The organism is Streptomyces sp. NPDC043952 (assembly GCF_056435325.1).
In genome coordinates this window covers 67,972-87,492 of the sequence record NZ_JBWKES010000025.1, presented here as the reverse complement: position 1 = coordinate 87,492, position 19,521 = coordinate 67,972, and the positions used below count along the sequence as shown (strand labels likewise).

Below are 19,521 nucleotides of genomic sequence, written 5' to 3'. Positions count from 1 at the left end.
GACGACAACACCAGGCCCGCACCAGCCACTACAAACGCCGCGGACACAGCCCCCGACCTGGCCATCAGTCACAGCAAACACCGTTGCAGTACTAGCATAGAGCCGCCCGTTGGCGGGCGATGTTCGACCAGGCCATGGCCCGGATCGCGGGCCGGTTCAAACGGGTTGAGCCGCTTGCCACCGCCCGCGCGTTCCTGCTCGGGTTGCTGTCTGGCGTCGAGCGGAAGAATTGCTGGCGGCTGGCCGAGCAGGCCGGCCAGTCGCTGCATCGGCCCAAGGCGGGCATGGGGGGCAAAGCGTGTGCGTCGTCTGCTGTGACCCTGTGGGTCCGAGGGCATCGGGAGGCGGCGCCCTTGTGCGGGGGCTGTGCGGTTCACCTGATGGGTGACGTCTCTGCGCTACGTGTCCGTGGGACGGATAAAAGGTCATCGTGGCGCTGTAGCCGGTCCTTCCCGGCCTGGCCGTCCCCGGTGGGATCGGGTGGATCCCACCGCCGTCGCTGCCGGGGAAGGGTGGCTCGCACCGAACCACGCATTGTTCGATGCCCTGCCTCTGGCGATTGACTAGCTGCCTTCAGGTGGCCCGCTGTTTGGTCCGTGACTGGTCCGGAAGGGCGGCTCGGGAAGCCGGCGCCAGCGTGATGAATCGGTCAATTCCAGCAAATGGGCCGCGCGTGATGAGGTGGAGGTAAATGGGCTCCGGTGGGGAATTTCCAGTTCAGCGCCCGCTTCAAGCACCCTAGAAGAATCCAAGTTTCTTGGGCGAGTAGCTACAAAAGATGTTCTTCGTCTGCTGGTAGTGCTCCAGCATCATCTTGTGCGTCTCGCGGCCGATGCCGGACTGCTTGTAGCCGCCGAACGCCGCGTGCGCGGGGTAGGCGTGGTAGCAGTTGGTCCAGACGCGGCCCGCCTGGATCGCCCGGCCCGCGCGGTAGGCGGTGTTGGCGTCGCGCGTCCACACGCCTGCGCCGAGCCCGTACAGCGTGTCGTTGGCGATCTTGATGGCGTCGTCGAAGTCGTCGAAGAAGGCCACCGAAACGACCGGGCCGAAGATCTCCTCCTGGAAGACCCGCATCCGGTTGTCGCCCTCGAAGATGGTCGGCTGCACGTAGTAGCCGCCCTTCAACTCGCCGTCGTACTCGATGCGTTCCCCGCCCGTGAGGACCTTCGCACCCTCCTGCCGGCCGATGTCCAGGTAGGAGAGGATCTTCTCCAACTGGTCGTTGGACGCCTGGGCGCCGATCATCGTGTCGGTGTCGAGCGGGTGCCCCGGCTTGATCTGCCGGGTGCGCTCGACCGCGGCCGCCAGGAACTCCGCGTAATGGCCGCGCTGGACGAGCGCCCGCGACGGGCACGTGCACACCTCGCCCTGGTTGAGCGCGAACATCGTGAAGCCTTCCAGCGCCTTGTCGCGGAAGTCGTCGTCGTGCGCCCACACGTCGTCGAAGAAGATGTTCGGCGACTTGCCGCCCAGTTCGAGCGTGACCGGCTTGATGTTCTCCGAGGCGTACTGCATGATCAGCCGCCCCGTCGTGGTCTCCCCGGTGAACGCCACCTTCGCCACCCGCGGGCTCGACGCCAGCGGCTTGCCCGCCTCGACACCGAAGCCGTTGACGATGTTCAGCACGCCCGGCGGCAGCAGATCCGCGATCAGGCTCACCCAGTAGTGGATGGAGGCCGGAGTCTGCTCGGCCGGCTTGAGCACCACCGCGTTGCCCGCGGCGAGCGCCGGCGCGAGCTTCCACGCGGCCATCAGGATCGGGAAGTTCCACGGGATGATCTGCGCGACGACCCCGAGCGGCTCGTGGAAGTGGTACGCCACCGTGTCGTCGTCGATCTCGCCCAGCGACCCCTCCTGCGCACGGATCGCCCCCGCGAAGTACCGGAAGTGGTCGATCGCCAGCGGGATGTCCGCCGCCAGCGTCTCCCGCACCGGCTTGCCGTTCTCCCAGCTCTCCGCCACCGCGAGGGCCTCTAGGTTGGCCTCCATCCGGTCGGCGATCTTCCGCAGGATGTCCGAGCGCTCCGTCACCGACGTACGGCCCCAGCCGGGGGCGGCCTCGTGCGCCGCGTCCAGTGCACGCTCCACGTCCTCCGCGGTGCCGCGCGCGATCTCGGTGAACGGCAGCCCGTTGACCGGCGACGGGTTCTCGAAGTACTGGCCGCGCACCGGCGGCACGTACTCGCCGCCGATGAAGTGGTCGTAGCGCGACTGGTAGGAGACGATCGCGCCCTCGGTGCCCGGCGCCGCGTAACGAGTCATCCTGGTGTGCCTCCCGGTGCAGCGCTGCCCGCCGTTGGGCAGCTCTGGGCGCGAGGCTAGGCGGGCGGACGTTGCAAGTACGTTGCGCCGCGGGCCCACCCCCCTGCCCGCGCCACCGGAACCGCCAACTCCGCCTCCAGCGCCGCCAGCCGGGCCCGCACCGATGCCGTCGGCCGCACCGTCGCGAGCGCCCGCCACACCTCGATGTCGTCCTCTCCCCAGGGCGCGTGCGCCCAGTCCGCCAGCAGATCGGGATCGCGGTGCGCGACCAGCGCCGTCCGCAGCCCCCGCGCGAGCCGGTCCCGCAGCCGGGCGATCGCCGGTGCCTGCGAACCGGGCAGGAGTGGACCGGCGTACGCCTCGGCCGCCGCGGTGATCGCCCCCGCCGCCAGCCGCCGCTCCACCACGGTCGCGTCCGCGTCGACCGCCGCGGTCAGCCGGTACGGCCGCGAGGCCAGCATCCCCGGCCCCAACACCCGCCGCAGTCGCGCCAGTTCCGCGCGCAACGTCACCGGGGTCACCGACTCGTTTGCGTACAGCGCGCACAGCAACGCGTCACCCGTCAGCCCTTCAGGATGCCGCGACAGCAGCAGCACGATCTCGCTGTGCCGACGGCTCAGCCGCATCCGCCGCCCCTGCACGGCGAGTTCGGCCTCGTCCCGGCCCAGCGCACGCAGCATCGGCGCGTCCGCGGTACATCGCGCCGGAGAGAGCAGCGCCAACTGAGCCTCCGCCGCCCGCGCCACGGCCTGCACGAACCCCAGGCTGTGCGGGTGCGCCAGCCCGTCCCCGCCGGTGACGTCCACGGCACCCAGCACCCGCCCGGTGCGCGGATCGTGCACCGGAGCGGCCACGCACGTCCAGGGCTGGACCCGTCGGGTGAAGTGCTCCGCGGCGAACACCTGCACCGGCCGGTCCAGCGCTACGGCGGTCCCCGGCGCGTTGGTGCCCACCGCCGTCTCCGACCAGCGCGCGCCCGGCACGAAGTTCATCGCGTCGGCCCGCCGCCGCGCCGCCGGGTGCCCCTCGACCCACAGCAGCCTGCCCTGCGCGTCGCACACCGCGAGCAGTTGCTCGTCCTCGGCGGCGAAGGTGCCCAGGAGCTCCCGGAACAGGGGCATCACCCGTGCCAGGGGATGCTCCGCCCGGTAGGCACCGAGGTCGCCGTCGGACAGCTCCACGCTGGCCGTGCCGTCCGGTACGACGCCGGCCCGTGCGCTGCGCCGCCACGACTCCGCCACCACCGACCGCACCGGGCGCGGCACCGCGCCCACCGTGGTGAACGTCTCGTGCGCGCGGCGCAGCACCCGGACCCGTTCGGCGGGATCGGCCCCCGGTTCCAGGGCCACCCACGGATCGGTCAACTCGGCCTCCCCGGACGGTGTGACGGCGATGATCCGGCTGGGACCATCGTCACGTGCCGTGTCCGTGCAGACAACCGGTGTGACGCTGGTTCGGGACCGGTGCTAGGCGAAGTTGACGAGTCTGATGTAGCGGACCCAGTCCCAGTTGGGCCCCGGATCGGTGTGGTCGGTGCCGGGTACCTGGTAGTGGCCGATGATGTGCTCCCTGTCCTTCGGGATGCCGTATCTGTCGCAGATGGAGGCCGTGAGCTTCGCGGACTGCTCGTAGAGGGCGTTGGTGAAGTAGGAGGGCTGGTCCACCCAGCCTTCGTGCTCGATGCCGACACTGCGGGTGTTGTAGCTCCAGTTGCCCGCGTGCCAGGCGATGTCGTGTTCGCGCACACACTGGGCGATGTGCCCGTCCGCCGACCGCACCAGGTAGTGCGCGGTCACCTGTTTCTCCGGGTTCTGGAAGATGGCCAGGGTGTTGGCGTACGTCTCCTGGGTCACATGGATGATGACCCGGTCGATGGCGTAGCTGCCGGGCCGGTCGGAGGCCGTGTAGTTGGCGGTGCTGGCGGGCACCCACTCGGCGGGCGGGTAGTCGACGGAGCCGCTTGCGCCGGCGTGCGCTGCCGGCAGCAACGCGTACGGAACGGCGGCGAGCGCCGCGCCCTTGAGGATCCAACGTCTGCTCAGACGCGGTCTTTCCCGGTCCATGTCCATCGCGGGGTGCCTTTCTGGTGTGGGGGAGTCGGGGAGTGATGGGAGTACGGGGGAGGGTGGTGCGTCCTGCGTGTTCGGAAAGGGTGGCTCAGGGGGGCGGACGGGGCCGGCGCAGGTCCGCTGATGCGCCGGGGCCGGGGCCGGGGCCGGGACCGGGACCGGGGGGCGGGGCGCCGGATGCCGCATCCGTGTGCGCTGCCACGACCGGCCGTCAGCCGCGCAGGGATCGTGCGGCCTCCCGGTGTCGCGCGTGCGCACCGCGGCAGGTCTCTCACGCGGGCAGCCACTCCTCGCGGAGCTTGGCCGCGCATGTGCCGTTCGTGTCGCACGCGTTCGCCGGCCACCGCGCAGGGTCCGCCTGTGATATCTGGAACGCGTCCTCCAGCGACCGCGCCCAGCCGGTCGAGACGATGGGCGTGTCCGACTTCAGCCGGGGCCACGGGGTCGCGACGCCCTTGAGGAGGTCCTCGATCACCACGGTGTTCATTGCGCACTCCACCGCCACCCCCGTCCGTCCGTTGCCGCCCGATCCGTGTGAATGCCGCTCGAAATCACGAGGTCCGTGCGGGCTCTGACGCCCCGGCAGCGCGTGCCTCGTGCGATTCACGGTACGGCGCGGGAGGGCCCGGCAGAAGGGTCCGCCACGGTTCCGTGGACAAGCGGAAGCCTGTGGATAACTTCGCCACTCCTTCGGGTGAGGACAATGCGCCGAAGGGGTGTGTGGCCGCGCCTGAGTCGTCGGCGGACCCGTGTCCGCCGGTGCTTGACGTAGCGTCAGGAACGTTTCGCCGCCGACGCCGGATCATCGAGCACGGCGCGGACGACGGAGTGCGCCGCGCCCAGCAGCGGTCCCTCGGGGCCGAGCGGCGACACCGCCACCGGGCAGGGCGGCCCTGCCGTGCGGCCGGCCAGTTCCGCCTCCAGCGAGGGCAGCAGCCAGGGAGAGAGCCCCGCCAGTGCGCCGCCCAGGACCACCGTCTCGGGGTCGAGCAGGTTCACCGCCCCGGTCAGTGCGATGCCGAGCGCCGTGCCCGCGTCCCGCAGCGCCGCCCGCACCCCTTCATCGCCCTTCCCGGCATGCTCCGCGAGCAGGCCGACGAGATCCTCGCGCGGCCGGAGCCCCGCCGCGCGCAGCACCGCCTCCTGACCTGCGTACTGCTCCAGACAGCCACGCCCGCCGCACGCACAGGACGGCCCGTCCGGTCGTACCGGCACATGGCCCAGCTCACCCGCGAACCCACGCGTGCCGCGCAGCAGTCGCCCGTCCACGACGATCGCCGCGCCGATGCCGATCTCGGCCGACACGTGCAGGAACTCGCGCGCGGTGCCGGCGCCGAGCCAGAGTTCCGCCAGCGCGCCGAAGTTGGCCTCGTTGTCCACGGCGAGCGGCCAGTCGCCGGGCAACAGGTCACCGAGGTCGGTGTCGCGCCATTCGAGGTTGGGCGCGCGGACGACCGTACGCCCGTCACGCGCCACCAGTCCGGGCACGGCGACCGCGAGTCCGGCGGGCCACAGCTCCTCCCGCTCGGCCTCAGCGACCACCTGGCGGACCAGCGTCGTCAGCTCCGCGATCACCGGCTCGGGCGCCCGGCCGCGGTTGGCGCCCCGGCGCACAACCCGCGCACGGACCGCGCCACGCAGGTCGACCGCGCACACCGCGAGGTGATCCACGCCGATCTCGGCCCCGATCCCGGCCGGGCCGCGGCCGCTCACCGCCAATGCCGATCCGGGCCGGCCCACGCGCCCCGGCCGCTCGGGACCCAGTTCCTCCAGCAATCCCCAGCGGATCAGATCGTCCACCAGGGTCGACACCGCGGCCCGCGTCAGACCGATGCGCGAGGCCACCGCCGCCCGTGACAGCGAGCCTTCGGCGCTGACCGCGTGCAGCACCCGCGCGAGGTTGCGCCGGCGCATGCCCTGCTGGGTGTCCGGCAGGGCCCGGCCGACCCCCGCGGGTCGGGCCTCGTGCAGCGGTGCGGTCATGCCTGTGTCAATCCTCGTTCCAGGGCCGGGCGGCGCGGCTCAGCGGTTTTCCGTGCCCCGTTCCAGCAGCGGGGCCGCGTCGGAGAGTACCCCGCCGATCCGGGCCAGCGTCTCCTCGTCCCGGTGCACGGGCTCCAGCACCGGCCCGGCCGCGGTGTTCCAGCGGCGAGCCACCGCCGCCGGGTCCTCACCGGTCAGCAGCCCGGCCGCCTGGGCCGCCGCACCCAGGGCCACCAATTCCTTGGCCGCGGGGATCCGGACCGGCCGCCCGGACAGCCGCCGCACGGTCTGCTGCCAGGCCCGGCCCCGCGCGCCGCCGCCGATCAGCAGCAGTGGGCCGTCCCGGTCCGCGTCCTCGTCGAGGACCAGGTCGAGGGCGCCGAGCAGCGAGTGCACGGCGCCGTCGTACGCCGCCTGGAGCAGCTGGCCCGGCGTCGTGTCGTGGCGCAGTCCGTGCAGCAGCCCGGAGGCGTTCGGCAGGTTGGGGGTGCGCTCGCCGTCCAGGAACGGCAGCAGGGTCACGGAGCCGCCGGGCGCCACGGCCTCGCGGTCCAGGCCCAGCAGGGTCGCGACGCGGTCCACGGCGAGCGTGCAGTTCAGGGTGCAGGCCAGGGGCAGCCAGTCCCCGCGCGCGTCGGCGAAGCCCGCCACCGTGCCGGTGGGATCGGCCGGGCGGTGCCGGGAGACGGCGTACACCGTGCCGGACGTCCCGAGGCTCAGCACCGGGGTGCCGGGCAGCAGGCCGAGGCCCAGCGCGGCCGCCGCGTTGTCACCGGTGCCGGGGGCCACCAACGTGCCCCTGGAGAAGGGCAGTCCATGGCCGTCGCGCACGGTCCCGGCCACCTCACCCGGATGTACCACCCGTGGTAGCAGCGCCGGGTCGAGTCCGATGTGCGCCAGGATCTCCTCGTCGTACCGCCCCGTGCCGGACGCCCACCAGCCGGTGCCGGAGACATCACCGCGATCGGTGACGGCCTGCCCGGTCAGGCGCTCGGTGAGGTAGTCGTGGGGGAGCCGTACGGCCCTGGTGGCGCGCGCCGCCTCCGGTTCGTGCTCGGCGAGCCACGCCCACTTGGTCACGGTGAACGACGCGCCGGGCACGCTGCCGGTGCGCTCCGCCCAGGCCTTCGGGCCGCCCAGCTCCTCCACCAGCCGACGGGCCTGCGGCGCGGAACGGACGTCGTTCCAGAGCAGCGCCGGACGCACTGGCTCACCGTGCTCGTCCAGGGTGACCAGGCCGTGCTGCTGGCCGCCGATCGACACCGCGGCCGCCTCGTGCGCCGCGTCACCGCACTGGCGCAGCGCTTCGCCCAGGGCGTCCCACCATTGGCGCGGATCGCTCTCCCGGCCCGCGCCGCCGGTGACGGTGTGCGGCGCCTGGCCGCTCGCCACCACCCGCCCGGTGGCCGCGTCGACGACCAGGACCTTCGTGGACTGGGTGGACGTGTCCACGCCGACGACGAGCGGACCCTCCGCTGCTGACATGGGGTTCTCCCTCTTCCGCGGCTCACCGGGATGTGCTGTGGGGGTTCCCGGAGGACACCTCCGAGGGCACCCGTGGAAGCCATCTGTCGAAGACACCTGGTGGTCGAAGACACCTTGTCTCTTCCCAGAAACGTGGTCGCATACTAATTTGTAAACGGCCATGACGAAATAGTCGTACGGAACAAGGAGCCGCGGCATGAGCTTCCAGCCCACCCCCGAGGACAGGTTCACCTTCGGTCTGTGGACCGTCGGCTGGCAGGGGAAGGACCCGTTCGGAGACGCCACCCGCCCGGCCCTCGACCCGGTCGAGACCGTGCAGCGCCTGGCCGAGCTGGGCGCCTACGGAGTGACCTTCCACGACGACGACCTGATCCCCTTCGGGTCCTCCGACACCGAGCGCGAGTCGCACATCAAGCGGTTCCGTCAGGCCCTGGACGCCACCGGCATGAAGGTGCCCATGGCGACCACGAACCTCTTCGCCCACCCTGTCTTCAAGGACGGCGGATTCACCGCCAACGACCGCGATGTGCGCCGGTACGCGCTGCGCAAGACGATCCGCAACATCGACCTGGCGGTCGAGCTGGGCGCCGAAACGTACGTAGCCTGGGGCGGCCGTGAGGGCGCCGAGTCCGGTGGCGCCAAGGATGTGCGCGACGCTCTCGACCGCATGAAGGAGGCGTTCGACCTCCTCGGTGAGTACGTCACCACCCAGGGCTACGGCCTCCGTTTCGCCATCGAGCCCAAGCCCAACGAGCCCCGCGGCGACATCCTGCTGCCCACCGTCGGCCACGCGCTGGCCTTCATCGAGCGCCTGGAGCGCCCGGAGCTGTATGGCGTCAACCCGGAGGTCGGCCACGAGCAGATGGCCGGCCTGAACTTCCCGCACGGCATCGCGCAGGCCCTGTGGGCGGGCAAGCTCTTCCACATCGACCTCAACGGCCAGTCCGGCATCAAGTACGACCAGGACCTGCGGTTCGGCGCCGGCGACCTACGGGCGGCGTTCTGGCTGGTCGACCTTCTGGAGAGCGCCGGTTACGAGGGTCCGCGGCACTTCGACTTCAAGCCGCCGCGCACCGAGGACTTCGACGGCGTGTGGGCCTCGGCCGCGGGCTGCATGCGCAACTACCTGATCCTCAAGGACCGCGCGGCCGCCTTCCGCGCCGACCCGGAGGTGCGGGAGGCGCTGCGTGCCGCGCGCCTGGACCAGCTGGCCCAGCCGACCGCGGCCGACGGCCTGGACGCCCTGCTCGCCGACCGGACCGCGTTCGAGGACTTCGACGTCGATGCCGCCGCCGCGCGCGGGATGGCGTTCGAACACCTCGACCAGCTGGCGATGGACCACCTGCTGGGCGCCCGCGGCTGACGGCCGCACGCGCCAAGCGGGGACGGAAGGACACTGGGGAGCACCGCACGCGTAGGTGCCGTGCCCCCCCCCGGCCGACCCACTAGGGGCGCACATCAGGGATGTCTCAGGGGCACGGCCCGGAACCGCGGGGGGCGGGAGGCCGTTCTCACAGCAGAGAACGGCAGTGGCCGTGAAGGAGGCGACGCTCATGTCGAGAAACGCGAAGATCGCCACAGGGGGTGTGGCGGTCGGTCTGATACTGCTGCTCCTGGGACTGCCCTGGTGGGTGGTGCTCCTGGTCGTGGTGGGAGTCCCGGCCGCCGCCTATCTGGCGCTGGACCCGTCCCAGCGGCGCAGGCTCCGCAGGATCACCCGCAAGGAACTCGGCCGCTGAGACGGGCACCGGGCCACCCCTGATCACAGGGGCCGTACGGCCATCTTGTCGAGGGCGTCCAGCAGTCCGGGCAGCTCCGGGCCGCGACCGACCGGCAGGACTTCGCCCGGCTCGTCGTCGAGCAGGACGAAGGCGATGTCGTCGGTGCGCGCCACCATCGACCAGCCGGGGCCGTCCGCGCGCAGTGTGCGGGCGTCGCCGGGGGCGAAGGTGGAGCGCACCCGGCCCAGCGGTGGCGGCGAGTCGACGTAGGCGCGCGCCTCCGCGAGCACCCGCCGTATCCCCTGGTGTCCGTCCCTCGGCGGTTCCGCGTCCCCCGGCCCCTTGACCTCGGCCTGTGCCGGGGGCTCGGCGGCGGAGGACCGGCCGGCCGGTGCGGCGAACTCGTCGTCGTTGATCTGCTGCCGCCAGGCCGCCCACTGCAACGCGATCTCGTCGGCGCCCAGGCGCCGCTGAGCCGGGCCCCAGACACTGGTGTCCGGCGGCCTCAGCGGGGGCCGCTCGCCCGTCTCGGGAGCGGGATCGTGCGGCGCGGGGACGCCGGGCGCCGCGACGGCGACCGCCAGCGGCCAGCCGGGCAGCGCGGTCACGATGGCGTGCTCCGCCGGCGACAGCTCGTACTCCAGGCCGCAGTCCCAGGACGCGATCGCCACCGCGACCAGCGAGACATCGTCGATGACGACCGTCCAGCGGGCGCCCTCGCCGTCCTGCCCGAGCACCAGGCCGTACCCGTCGGCGCGGGGCGCGAGCCCCAGTGCCGCGCACGATTCCGGATAGTCGTCGCCCAGCACGCTCGGAAACTGCGCCGGCGTCAGCAGCACCGCCGTCAGCACATACAGCGCATCGTCCGCGGCGGCGACGGCCCCATCGTCCGTCCCGGCCATCCCTGCCTCCCAGTGGCTTGTCCAACCGCGCGCACCCTAATGCGGACGGAAGGCCCCTGTCACGACTCCTCACACCACGCGGACCTGCAACTTTCCCCCTGGACGGGGGCGAATCGACCACGGTCTCCACGGGACTTCCCCAGACCGCCCCCGCCCTCGGACCGCCAGGGTGCGAATCCCGCCACACAACGGCGCCCGCCCTGCCTCCGAAATGGGGAGATCGATGATGGTTCATCTCCCCTGGCTCCGCATAGAGTTGGGTTCCGGCGACAGAAGGGGGACGACGCGGTGAAGCGCTTCGAACGGCTGGAGCGGATCCGTCGGCTGGACCCGGTGGCGGACGCCCCGGAGATCTACCGGCTCAGCACCGCCTACGAATTCCCCTGGGACTACACACGCGCCCTCGAACTGGCCCTCTACCGCACCTACGCCGTCCCGAGCATCGGCCGGCTCCTGGCGCAGACCGCCGAGCTGACCGACCGCACCCAGAAGCGGTACGACGACACCGCGCTGCTCCTCGACACCGTCGTGGAGCACGGCTTCGCCGCCGAACAGGGGCGCACGGCCATCCGCCGCATCAACCAGATGCACCGCAGCTACGACATCAGCGACGACGACATGCGGTACGTGCTCAGCACCTTCGTCGTGGTGCCCAAACGCTGGATCGACACCTACGGCTGGCGCCGGCTGTCCCGGCACGAGATCGTCGCCGCCACCGAGTACTACCGGACCCTCGGCCGGCACATGGGCATCCCTGGTCTCCCCAAGAGCTACGAAGAGTTCGAGACCCTTCTCGACACCTACGAAGAGGCGCATTTCGGCTGGGACGAGGGGGGCCGGCGAGTCTCGGACGCGACCCTCGACCTGATGGCCTCCTGGTACCCGCGCCCCCTGACACCTCTGCTGCGCACGGGCGTGCTCGCCCTGCTCGACGAGCCGCTGCTGAACGCGTTCCGCTATGAGCGGCCCGGCGCGACCACCGTCGCCCTGGTACGCCGCGCCGTGCGGGCGCGTGGCCGGATCGTGCGGCTGCTGCCGCCGCGCCGGACGCCCCACTTCGCGCGCCAGAACCGGGAGATCAAGGGCTACCCGAACGGCTATCGCGTGGCCGACCTCGGCACCCGCCCGGTTCCGGGACTGCGCGGCTGCCCGGTGCGGCACCTGGACACCTCAGACTCCCGCGAGTGAGGCGAGGGTCGCGCGCAGCCAGCCGAGTTCGGCCCGGCTCGTGGCGCGCGCGATGGTGAGGATGCCCTGCCGGAAGGGGTCGTTCACTTCCTCGGCCCGGACCGGCCGGTCGCCGTCGTAGAAGAAGCTCGTCGGCTCCTCCAGGAAGGCGAGCCGTCGCCTCAGCACCGCGGCCTGCGCGGCGGGGTCCGCCAGATGGCGCAGGAAGGCGAGCAGGACGAACCACTGGTTCTCGTCCGTGATCTCGCGCTGCCCGGGTTCGGCGAGCCGGCGCCACAGCTCCTTTCGGCCCTCCTCGGTCAGCCGCAGCACATGACGCGGCGCGGCCACGGCGCCCGGCTCGGTGGCCCGCACCAGTAGTCCGGCCTTCTCCAGCCGCTTGATCGCCGGATACAGCGTGCTCTCCGCGACGGGCCGCACATGCCCGGTGAGCGCCGCGATGTGCCGGCGCAGGACGTATCCGTGCAGGGGTGCCTCGTACAGGAATCCCAGGATGGCGAGTTCGAGCATGCCCGCATTCTTCCGTACGTCGGCGCGGTACAGCGACATGCTCATACTCTGTTTACGCCATACCTCGCCAACGAGGTATGGTCAGGTGGTGATCAAGAGCGACAAGGAGGGCGCCTTGCGGCAAGCCGTATTCGATGGCGAGGGAAGCCGGATCCGCTGGACGGAGGTGTCGGGAGAGGGCCCCGCACGGGTCTACCTCCACGGTCTGGGGTCGATGTCCGCGCCCTATCACGCGCACATCGCGGCTCGCCCCGAACTCGCGGGCAGGCGCAGCCTGTTCATGGACCTGCCCGGCCACGGCCTCAGCGACCGGCCCCCGCACTTCGGCTACACGCTGGAGGAGCATGCCGACGCGGTGGCGGCCGCGCTGGACACGGCGGGGATCGGCGGCGCGGAGCTGATCGCGCACAGCATGGGCGGTGCCGTCGCCATCGTGCTCGCACACCGGCGGCCCGAACTCGTCTCCCGGCTGGTGCTCTCCGAGGCCAACCTGGACGCGTTCCCGCCTCTGGCGGCGGGCAGTAGCGCGATCGCCACCTACGGGGAGGAAGAGTTCGTCGAGGAGGCGTACACGCGTGTCCTGGAGGCCGTCGGTCCGCTGTGGGCGGCCACCATGCGGCTGGCGGACCCGCGCGCCCTGCATCGCAGCGCCGTCGGTCTGCGCCGCGGCTCCGACCCTGTGATGCGCAGGATCCTGGAGGGACTGGACATCGACCGGATGTATCTGCACGGGGAGGCGAGCGGCGAACTCGAGGGCCGGGAGCGGCTGGAGGCGGCCGGCGTACGGGTGCTGACGGTGACGGGCGCCGGGCACAACGTCATGTTCGACAACCCCGACGCCTTCGCGGCCGCCGTCGCCGCAAACATCTGACCCTTCAGACCTCGCGCATGACCCTTCAGACCTCGCGCACGGCGAGGGCGAGGAAACGGGCGTCCTCGTCCACGTATGAGGTCATGCGCCACCCCGAAGCGGACAGCAGGGAGCGGAGATTGGGCTCGGCGCGCAGGTCGTCCGGTGTGATCTGCCGGCCCTGCCGCGCCGCCAGGGCCGCGCGGCCGATGGGGTGGAAGAGGGCGAGCCGCCCGCCGGGGCGTACCACGCGGGCGAGTTCGCGCAGGTTGTCCACCGGGCGCGGCAGGTGGGCGATCAACCCCGCCGCGAACACCGCGTCCAGGCTTGCCGAGCGCAGGGGCAGGGCGGCGACGTCCGCGCGCAGCAGTGCTCCCTCCCGGTCCCGGCCCGCCGTCACGGCGGCCGCGAGCATCGCCGGGGTCAGGTCGGCCCCGAGCACCACTCCGGTGGGGCCCACGGCGGCCCGCAACGGGGGCAGTGCGCGCCCTGTTCCGCACCCCGCGTCCAGCACGCGGTCGCCAGCCCGCAATCCGAGGTCGGCCACCGCGGCCGCGTACGCGGGCCCGTCGTCGGGGAACTTGCGGTCCCAGTCGGCGGCCCGTGCGGTGAAGAACTCCTGGACATGTGCGTGGTCGTCGCTCATGACCCGCATGATGCCCTGCTTCCGCGGCCCTGTGCTGTTCGCGTTCCGCTGCGGTGGCGGGCGCACCGCGGCTGTCGGCAGGCCGGGCTGCCGCTCAGGCCGCCAGGTCCCGCACCGCCGCGACCTGTTCGACGGGAACGCGCACCAGCAACTCACCGGGAACTCCGTTGCGGGCCCCGAACTCCTCGGCGCGGTCCTCGCCCATGTACCGGGCGGCGACCCGCGCGGCCCAGTGGCGCAGTTGCGCCGGATCCTCCGACAACCGGGCGCGGCCGCTGAGCACCACGAAATGGAACGGCGGCCGGTCGTCGTCCACACACAGGGCAACACGCCCGTCACGGACGAGATTGCGCCCTTTCACGGTCTCCCGGCCGGTGAGAAAGACCAGTTCGTCCCCGTCCAGCAGGAACCAGACCGGGGCCACATGCGGGCTCCCATCGGCGCGAACAGTGGACAGTTTGCCGGTGCGGGTGCCTTTTGAGACGAACGCCCGCCATTCGTCGTCGGTCATCTTCTGTGCCATGCGTCCATCCTGCTTGCCCGTACGCCGCACGTGGGGAAGGCTTGCGGAGGGTTCCTCCGGCCAGGGGGGGAGAGATCACACGGGGAGACGGACATGGCGCAGAACCAGGGACTCGGCTGGCTCCTGGACGACCTGACGGAACGTGTGGACGATGTACGGCACGCGCTGGTCCTGTCCAACGACGGACTGGTCACCGGCGCGAGCACCGGCCTACGCCGCGAGGACGCCGAACACCTCGCCGCCGTGGCGTCCGGACTGCACAGCCTGGCAAAGGGCTCGGGCCGCCACTTCGGCGCGGGCGCGGTGCGCCAGACGATGATCGAGTACGACGACGCCGTGCTGTTCGTGACCGCGGCCGGCCCCGGCAGCTGCCTGTGCGTGCTCAGCGGGGCGGAGGCCGACATCGGGCAGATCGCCTACGAGATGACCCTGCTCGTCAACCGGGTCGGCGAACATCTCGGCGTCGACGCCCGGAAACCCGAACGGGCACCTGGCGCAGAGCTCTGACCTGGGAGTTCTTGAAGTCCCGCGGAGTTATCCACAGGCTGACCACGCGATGCGCCGATCCGGCTACGGTGTGTGCACGGCGAACGCGCCGGGCGTGAGCCACCGACTCCATGGGGGAGTACGACCATGTCGGCACACACCTTCGAACCAGTACGCACGGACACCTGCACACCGAGCCGGGCCGCTCGTGAACTGGGCATCCTGCGCGGCGAGTTCGACCTCGCCGTCCAGCTCGGCCATGTGCGGACCGTGCCCGACGAGGGCGGGGGAGGCGGCCGGCTGGTGGAGCGCGCGGAGATCGACCGGCTCCGGGCGCAGGACGGATTCCCGGACACGCTCAAGGACCGGGTGCGCGTCGTGGGCACCACCGAGGGCGCCGAGCTGATGGAGATCTCGGCCGGCCGCTTCACCCGGCTCGCCCGCCTCGGCCTGCTCGTGCCCGCGAAGGTCTACGTCAACCGGTACGGCGCCGTGGTCTGGCTCTATCTCACCGAGGAGCTGAAGCACTTCGCGGCCGTCACCGAGAACGCGCAGCTGCTCAAGGGGCGCACACCCGAGACGCTGCGCGGTCAGCTCGCGGAGGGCGTGGACCTGCGCGCCCGCAACTGGCGCATGCGGCAGCTGGGATGCCTGCTGAGGCAGGCCGAGGACCCGTGGGCCCGAGCCGGGGCTCTGGCCGCCCTGCTCCCTCCCGTCGAGGTCGCCGACGTCGTCGAGGACCCGTACGAACGCGCCTGGGTCAACCGATTGCGGCCCGCGCTCCCCGGCCAGACCCTGGCCGGAACCTCCTTCGCCCACCTCGCCGAGCGGATCACGACCGCGCAGGACGCGGACGAGATCGACTGGCTGCGCAGCGACCTCGCCCACTCGGTCGAGGAAGCACGGGCTCTCTCGCCGGCCCCACGCCCCGCCGTCCGCCGTGCCGGGCCGACGACGCGTCCGACGCCGCGGCCGATCCCACCCATGGCGCGCACGGTCACGGCGCCGGTGGCGCCGACACCGACCCCGGTGGAGCCGACGGAGACGACGGCCGAGCCGCAGCCGGCGACGTCCGGACCGATGGCGGAAGCCGCGGAGCCGACGGCGCGGACCGTCAAGCCCCGTCGAATCACTGGAAGGTGCGTGCCCGAGCCGCGACACGCCCCCGAGCGGCGACACGCCCCCGAACCGGGACACGCGCCCGAGCGGCGGCACGTGCCGCGTGTACGGCCCGCTCCGGCCCCCGTACCCCGGTTCCCCGGATCGGGACAGGCGCCACCGCGCTCCACGCGCCGTCTGCGCGCCTGGCTGCGGCGCGGACCGGCTCGGCCCGCGGCAGGGGTCCGGGTACCCGCGGTCGAGTCCGGTCGGCAGCCCGCTACAGGGGCCTGAACAGTCCCTCCTGGACGACCGAGACGAGCAGCCGCCCCTCGATGTCGTAGATACGCCCGCGCGCCAGGCCCCGCCCACCCGTGGCGATCGGCGACTCCTGGTCGTACAGGAACCACTCGTCGGCGCGGAACGGCCGGTGGAACCACATGGCGTGGTCCAGCGAGGCCATGTCGAAGTTCCGGCGGCCCCACAGGGGTTCGATGGGGATGCGCACCGCGTCCAGGAGCGTCATGTCGCTGGCGTAGGTCAGCGCGCAGGTGTGGACCAGCGGGTCGTCGCCCAGCGGGCCCACCGCGCGCATCCACACCGCGCTGCGCGGCTCGGCGCCCTTGATCTCCTCGTCGTTCCAGCGCAGCGGTTCGGCGTACCGGAGGTCGAAGGGCTGGCGGCGCGCCATCCGCTCCAACTGCTCCGGCAGTGTGCCCAGGTGCTTGCGTATCTCCTCGGCCACCGTCGGCAGCGACTCGGGATGTACCAGGTCACGGGCCGGCGGCAGCTGGTGTTCGAACGGTCCTTCCTCGGGCTTGTGAAAGGAGGCGGTCAGATTGAAGATCGTGCGGCCCTGCTGCACCGCGGTGACGCGGCGCGTGGTGAACGAGCGTCCGTCGCGGATCCGCTCCACCTGGTACACGATCGGTACCCCCGGTCGACCGGGGCGCAGGAAGTACGCGTGCAGCGAGTGCACCGGGCGGTCGCCGTCCGTGGTGCGGCCGGCGGCGACCAGTGCCTGGCCCGCCACCTGGCCGCCGAAGACCCGCTGCAAGGACTCCTGCGGGCTTCGGCCACGGAAGATGTTGACCTCGATCTGCTCCAGGTCGAGCAGATCGACCAGTCTTTCGGCCGGGTTCGTCGTCATGGGTGGAATTCTCCTGTGGTCACAGCTGGCCGACATCGGTGACGCGGACGACCGCACGGCCCTCGGCATCCGAGGCCGCGAGATCGACCTCCGCACTGATGCCCCAGTCGTGGTCCCCGCTCGGGTCGTCGAAGATCTGGCGGACCCGCCACAGCCCGTTCTCCGGCTCCTCCTTGATGACCAGCAACTTGGGGCCGCGGGCGTCGGGGCCGGTGCCGAGATCCTCGTACTCGTCCCAGTACTTGTCCATCGCCTCGCCCCACGCGTCGGCGTCCCAGCCGGACTCCGCGTCCATCTCGCCCAGCTCCTCGACCTGGTCCAGCGCGGCCAGTTCCACCCGGCGGAACAGCGCGTTGCGGACCAGCACCCGGAAGGCGCGCGCGTTGGTGGTGACGGGCTTGACCTCGTCGGCCTTCTCCTGGGCCTGCTCGGCGGTCATCTCCTCGGGGTTCGCGAGCTGCTCCCACTCGTCCAGCAGGCTGGAGTCCACCTGGCGCACCATCTCGCCGAGCCACTCGATCAGATCCTGGAGATCCTCGGACTTCAGGTCGTCCGGGATGGTGTGGTCGAGGGTCTTGTAGGCGCTGGCGAGGTAGCGCAGCACGATGCCCTCGGTGCGGGCCAGCTCGTAGAAGGACACCAACTCGGTGAAGGACATCGCCCGTTCGTACATGTCGCGGACGACCGACTTCGGCGACAGCGGATGGTCGCCGACCCAGGGGTGGCTCTTGCGGTAGGTGTTGTACGCGTGGAACAGCAGTTCTTCCAGCGGCTTCGGGTAGGAGACGTCCTGGAGGCGCTCCATGCGCTCCTCGTACTCGACACCGTCGGCCTTCATCGCCGCCACCGCCTCGCCGCGCGCCTTGTTCTGCTGGGCGACCAGGATCTGCCGCGGGTCGTCCAGGGTGGACTCGACCACGGAGACCATGTCGAGGGCGTAGGACGGCGACTCGGGGTCGAGCAGTTCGAACGCGGCGAGGGCGAAGGTGGACAGCGGCTGGTTGAGCGCGAAGTCCTGCTGGAGGTCGACCGTGAGCCGCACGATGCGGCCCTCGGCGTCGGGCTTGTCGAGCTTCTCCACGATGCCGCCGTCGAGCAGCGAACGGTAGATCGCGATCGCCCGGCGGATGTGCCGCAGCTGCTGCTTGCGCGGCTCGTGGTTGTCCTCCAGGAGATGGCGCATCGCCTCGAAGGCGTTGCCCGGCCGGGCGATCACCGACAGCAGCATGGTGTGCGTCACGCGGAAACGCGACGTCAGCGGCTCCGGCTCCGAGTCGATCAGCTTCTGGAAGGTGTTCTCCGTCCAGCCGACAAAGCCCTCCGGCGCCTTCTTGCGCACCACCTTGCGCCGCTTCTTCGGGTCGTCGCCCGCCTTCGCCAGTGCCTTCTCGTTCTCGATGACGTGCTCCGGCGCCTGGGCGACGACCAGGCCGGCCGTGTCGAAGCCGGCCCGGCCGGCCCGGCCCGCGATCTGGTGGAACTCACGCGCCCGCAGGGTCCGCACCCGGCTGCCGTCGTATTTCGTCAGCGCGGTGAACAGCACGGTGCGGATGGGCACGTTGACACCGACGCCGAGCGTGTCCGTGCCGCAGATGACCTTCAGGAGGCCGGCCTGGGCGAGCTTCTCCACCAGCCGCCGGTACTTGGGCAGCATGCCGGCGTGGTGCACACCGATGCCGTGCCGGACGTAACGGGAGAGGTTGCGGCCGAACTTGGTGGTGAAGCGGAAGTTGCCGATCAGCTCGGCGATCTGGTCCTTCTCCTCGCGCGAGCACATGTTGATGCTCATCAGCGCCTGGGCCCGCTCCACGGCCTGCGCCTGGGTGAAGTGGACGATGTACACCGGCGCCTGCTTGGTCTCCAGCAGTTCGGTGAGCGTCTCGGTGAGCGGCGTCAGCTTGTACTCGTAGGAGAGCGGCACCGGACGGGTCGCCGAGCGGACCACCGCGGTGGGGCGGCCGGTGCGGCGGGTGAGGTCCTTCTCGAAGAAGGACACATCACCCAAAGTGGCCGACATCAGGATGAACTGCGCCTGGGGCAGCTCCAGCAGCGGAATCTGCCAGGCCCAGCCGCGGTCGCCCTCCGCGTAGAAGTGGAACTCGTCCATGACGACCTGGCCCACATCCGCGTTCTTGCCGTCGCGCAGCGCGATCGAGGCCAGCACCTCGGCGGTGCAGCAGATCACGGGCGCGTCGGCGTTCACGGAGGCGTCGCCGGTGAGCATGCCGACGTTCTCGGTGCCGAACAGCTTGCACAGCTCGAAGAACTTCTCCGACACCAGTGCCTTGATCGGCGCCGTGTAGAAGGTGACCTCGTCGCGGGCCAGCGCCGCGAAGTGCGCGCCCGCGGCGATCATGCTCTTGCCGGAGCCGGTCGGGGTGGAGACGATCACGTTCGCCCCGGACACCGCTTCGATCAGCGCCTCTTCCTGGTGCGGGTAGAGGGTGAGGCCGCGCTCCTGGGTCCACGCCTCGAAGGCTTCGTACAGGGCGTCGGGGTCGGCGGTCGGCGGCAGCTGATCGATGAGGGTCACCCTCCCATCTTGCCTGTCCTCCTCCCCGATCGGGGAATCGGCTGGGGCTGGGAAGATCACGGCAGCTACGCTGTGTCGCCGACGGAGCGTCAGCGCACCGTGTCAACTGGACAGC

The 19,521-nt window shown here is 71.4% G+C and carries 17 protein-coding genes and 2 pseudogenes; 7 read left to right on the top strand and 12 right to left on the bottom strand.

Features of this window, described 5'->3' with window-relative positions; translation table 11 throughout:
* Window positions 1-134 precede the first annotated feature (134 nt).
* Window positions 135-275 (top strand): annotated as a pseudogene (locus AC069R_RS25060) (IS701 family transposase); the annotation flags it as partial.
* 463 nt (window positions 276-738) lie between these two features.
* Here AC069R_RS25060 and exaC read toward each other — a convergent pair.
* The 6 genes and pseudogenes from exaC to xylB form a co-directional block, all read right to left on the bottom strand.
* Window positions 739-2,262 (bottom strand): acetaldehyde dehydrogenase ExaC, encoded by a 1,524-nt coding sequence (gene exaC, locus AC069R_RS25055; RefSeq protein WP_478769051.1) that lies wholly within the window; start codon window positions 2,260-2,262, stop codon window positions 739-741.
* A 56-nt stretch (window positions 2,263-2,318) separates the two neighbouring features.
* The gene (locus AC069R_RS25050) at window positions 2,319-3,626 is read right to left on the bottom strand and encodes a GAF domain-containing protein (protein WP_478769050.1); all 1,308 of its coding nucleotides are present in this window, start codon (window positions 3,624-3,626) and stop codon (window positions 2,319-2,321) included.
* Window positions 3,627-3,728: 102 nt separating this feature from the next.
* Window positions 3,729-4,325 carry an N-acetylmuramoyl-L-alanine amidase gene (locus AC069R_RS25045; RefSeq protein ID WP_478769057.1) on the bottom strand — a complete coding sequence of 199 codons (597 nt, stop codon included), beginning with the start codon at window positions 4,323-4,325 and terminating at the stop codon, window positions 3,729-3,731.
* A gap of 277 nt (window positions 4,326-4,602) precedes the next feature.
* Window positions 4,603-4,866, bottom strand: a pseudogene (locus AC069R_RS25040) (acetamidase/formamidase family protein); the annotation flags it as partial.
* A gap of 239 nt (window positions 4,867-5,105) precedes the next feature.
* Window positions 5,106-6,314 carry an ROK family protein gene (locus AC069R_RS25035; protein WP_478769049.1) on the bottom strand — a complete coding sequence of 403 codons (1,209 nt, stop codon included), beginning with the start codon at window positions 6,312-6,314 and terminating at the stop codon, window positions 5,106-5,108.
* Window positions 6,315-6,353: 39 nt separating this feature from the next.
* Window positions 6,354-7,799, bottom strand: a complete 1,446-nt coding sequence (gene xylB, locus AC069R_RS25030) for a xylulokinase (RefSeq protein WP_478769048.1) — start codon at window positions 7,797-7,799, stop codon at window positions 6,354-6,356.
* A 196-nt stretch (window positions 7,800-7,995) separates the two neighbouring features.
* On the opposite strand from xylB, the gene xylA reads away from it, so the two are divergent.
* Together xylA and AC069R_RS25020 are read left to right on the top strand one after the other, a co-directional pair.
* Window positions 7,996-9,162: a xylose isomerase gene (gene xylA, locus AC069R_RS25025; protein ID WP_478769047.1), complete on the top strand. Its 1,167-nt coding sequence runs from the start codon at window positions 7,996-7,998 to the stop codon at window positions 9,160-9,162.
* A gap of 190 nt (window positions 9,163-9,352) precedes the next feature.
* Window positions 9,353-9,538 (top strand): hypothetical protein, encoded by a 186-nt coding sequence (locus AC069R_RS25020; RefSeq protein ID WP_471060419.1) that lies wholly within the window; start codon window positions 9,353-9,355, stop codon window positions 9,536-9,538.
* Between the two features lie 23 nt (window positions 9,539-9,561).
* Here the strand turns inward: AC069R_RS25020 and AC069R_RS25015 are convergent, their stop codons facing one another.
* The gene (locus tag AC069R_RS25015; protein WP_478769046.1) at window positions 9,562-10,422 is read right to left on the bottom strand and encodes a hypothetical protein; all 861 of its coding nucleotides are present in this window, start codon (window positions 10,420-10,422) and stop codon (window positions 9,562-9,564) included.
* 288 nt (window positions 10,423-10,710) lie between these two features.
* On the opposite strand from AC069R_RS25015, the gene AC069R_RS25010 reads away from it, so the two are divergent.
* Window positions 10,711-11,610: an oxygenase MpaB family protein gene (locus tag AC069R_RS25010; protein ID WP_478769045.1), complete on the top strand. Its 900-nt coding sequence runs from the start codon at window positions 10,711-10,713 to the stop codon at window positions 11,608-11,610.
* On the opposite strand, the gene AC069R_RS25005 is transcribed toward AC069R_RS25010, so the two are convergent.
* Window positions 11,593-12,120: a PadR family transcriptional regulator gene (locus AC069R_RS25005; RefSeq protein WP_478769056.1), complete on the bottom strand. Its 528-nt coding sequence runs from the start codon at window positions 12,118-12,120 to the stop codon at window positions 11,593-11,595. The two genes, AC069R_RS25010 and AC069R_RS25005, sit on opposite strands and share 18 nt — an antisense overlap.
* 115 nt (window positions 12,121-12,235) lie before the next feature.
* On the opposite strand from AC069R_RS25005, the gene AC069R_RS25000 reads away from it, so the two are divergent.
* Entirely contained in the window at window positions 12,236-12,991 is a 756-nt protein-coding gene (locus AC069R_RS25000; protein WP_478769055.1) for an alpha/beta fold hydrolase, read from the top strand.
* 25 nt (window positions 12,992-13,016) lie between these two features.
* On the opposite strand, the gene AC069R_RS24995 is transcribed toward AC069R_RS25000, so the two are convergent.
* Window positions 13,017-13,616, bottom strand: a complete 600-nt coding sequence (locus AC069R_RS24995) for a class I SAM-dependent methyltransferase (protein WP_478769044.1) — start codon at window positions 13,614-13,616, stop codon at window positions 13,017-13,019.
* Between the two features lie 94 nt (window positions 13,617-13,710).
* Window positions 13,711-14,139, bottom strand: a complete 429-nt coding sequence (locus tag AC069R_RS24990) for a PPOX class F420-dependent oxidoreductase (RefSeq protein ID WP_397987522.1) — start codon at window positions 14,137-14,139, stop codon at window positions 13,711-13,713.
* 93 nt (window positions 14,140-14,232) lie between these two features.
* On the opposite strand from AC069R_RS24990, the gene AC069R_RS24985 reads away from it, so the two are divergent.
* Both AC069R_RS24985 and AC069R_RS24980 read left to right on the top strand, forming a co-directional pair.
* Window positions 14,233-14,646 (top strand): roadblock/LC7 domain-containing protein, encoded by a 414-nt coding sequence (locus AC069R_RS24985; protein ID WP_478769043.1) that lies wholly within the window; start codon window positions 14,233-14,235, stop codon window positions 14,644-14,646.
* Between the two features lie 126 nt (window positions 14,647-14,772).
* Entirely contained in the window at window positions 14,773-16,017 is a 1,245-nt protein-coding gene (locus AC069R_RS24980; protein ID WP_478769042.1) for a DUF6397 family protein, read from the top strand.
* Here the strand turns inward: AC069R_RS24980 and AC069R_RS24975 are convergent.
* Together AC069R_RS24975 and AC069R_RS24970 are read right to left on the bottom strand one after the other, a co-directional pair.
* The gene (locus tag AC069R_RS24975; RefSeq protein WP_478769041.1) at window positions 16,004-16,873 is read right to left on the bottom strand and encodes an acyl-CoA thioesterase; all 870 of its coding nucleotides are present in this window, start codon (window positions 16,871-16,873) and stop codon (window positions 16,004-16,006) included. The two genes, AC069R_RS24980 and AC069R_RS24975, sit on opposite strands and share 14 nt — an antisense overlap.
* Before the next feature lie 19 nt (window positions 16,874-16,892).
* A complete protein-coding gene (locus AC069R_RS24970; RefSeq protein ID WP_478769040.1) occupies window positions 16,893-19,406 on the bottom strand; it encodes a DEAD/DEAH box helicase in 2,514 nt (837 codons plus the stop codon).
* Window positions 19,407-19,521 lie beyond the last annotated feature (115 nt).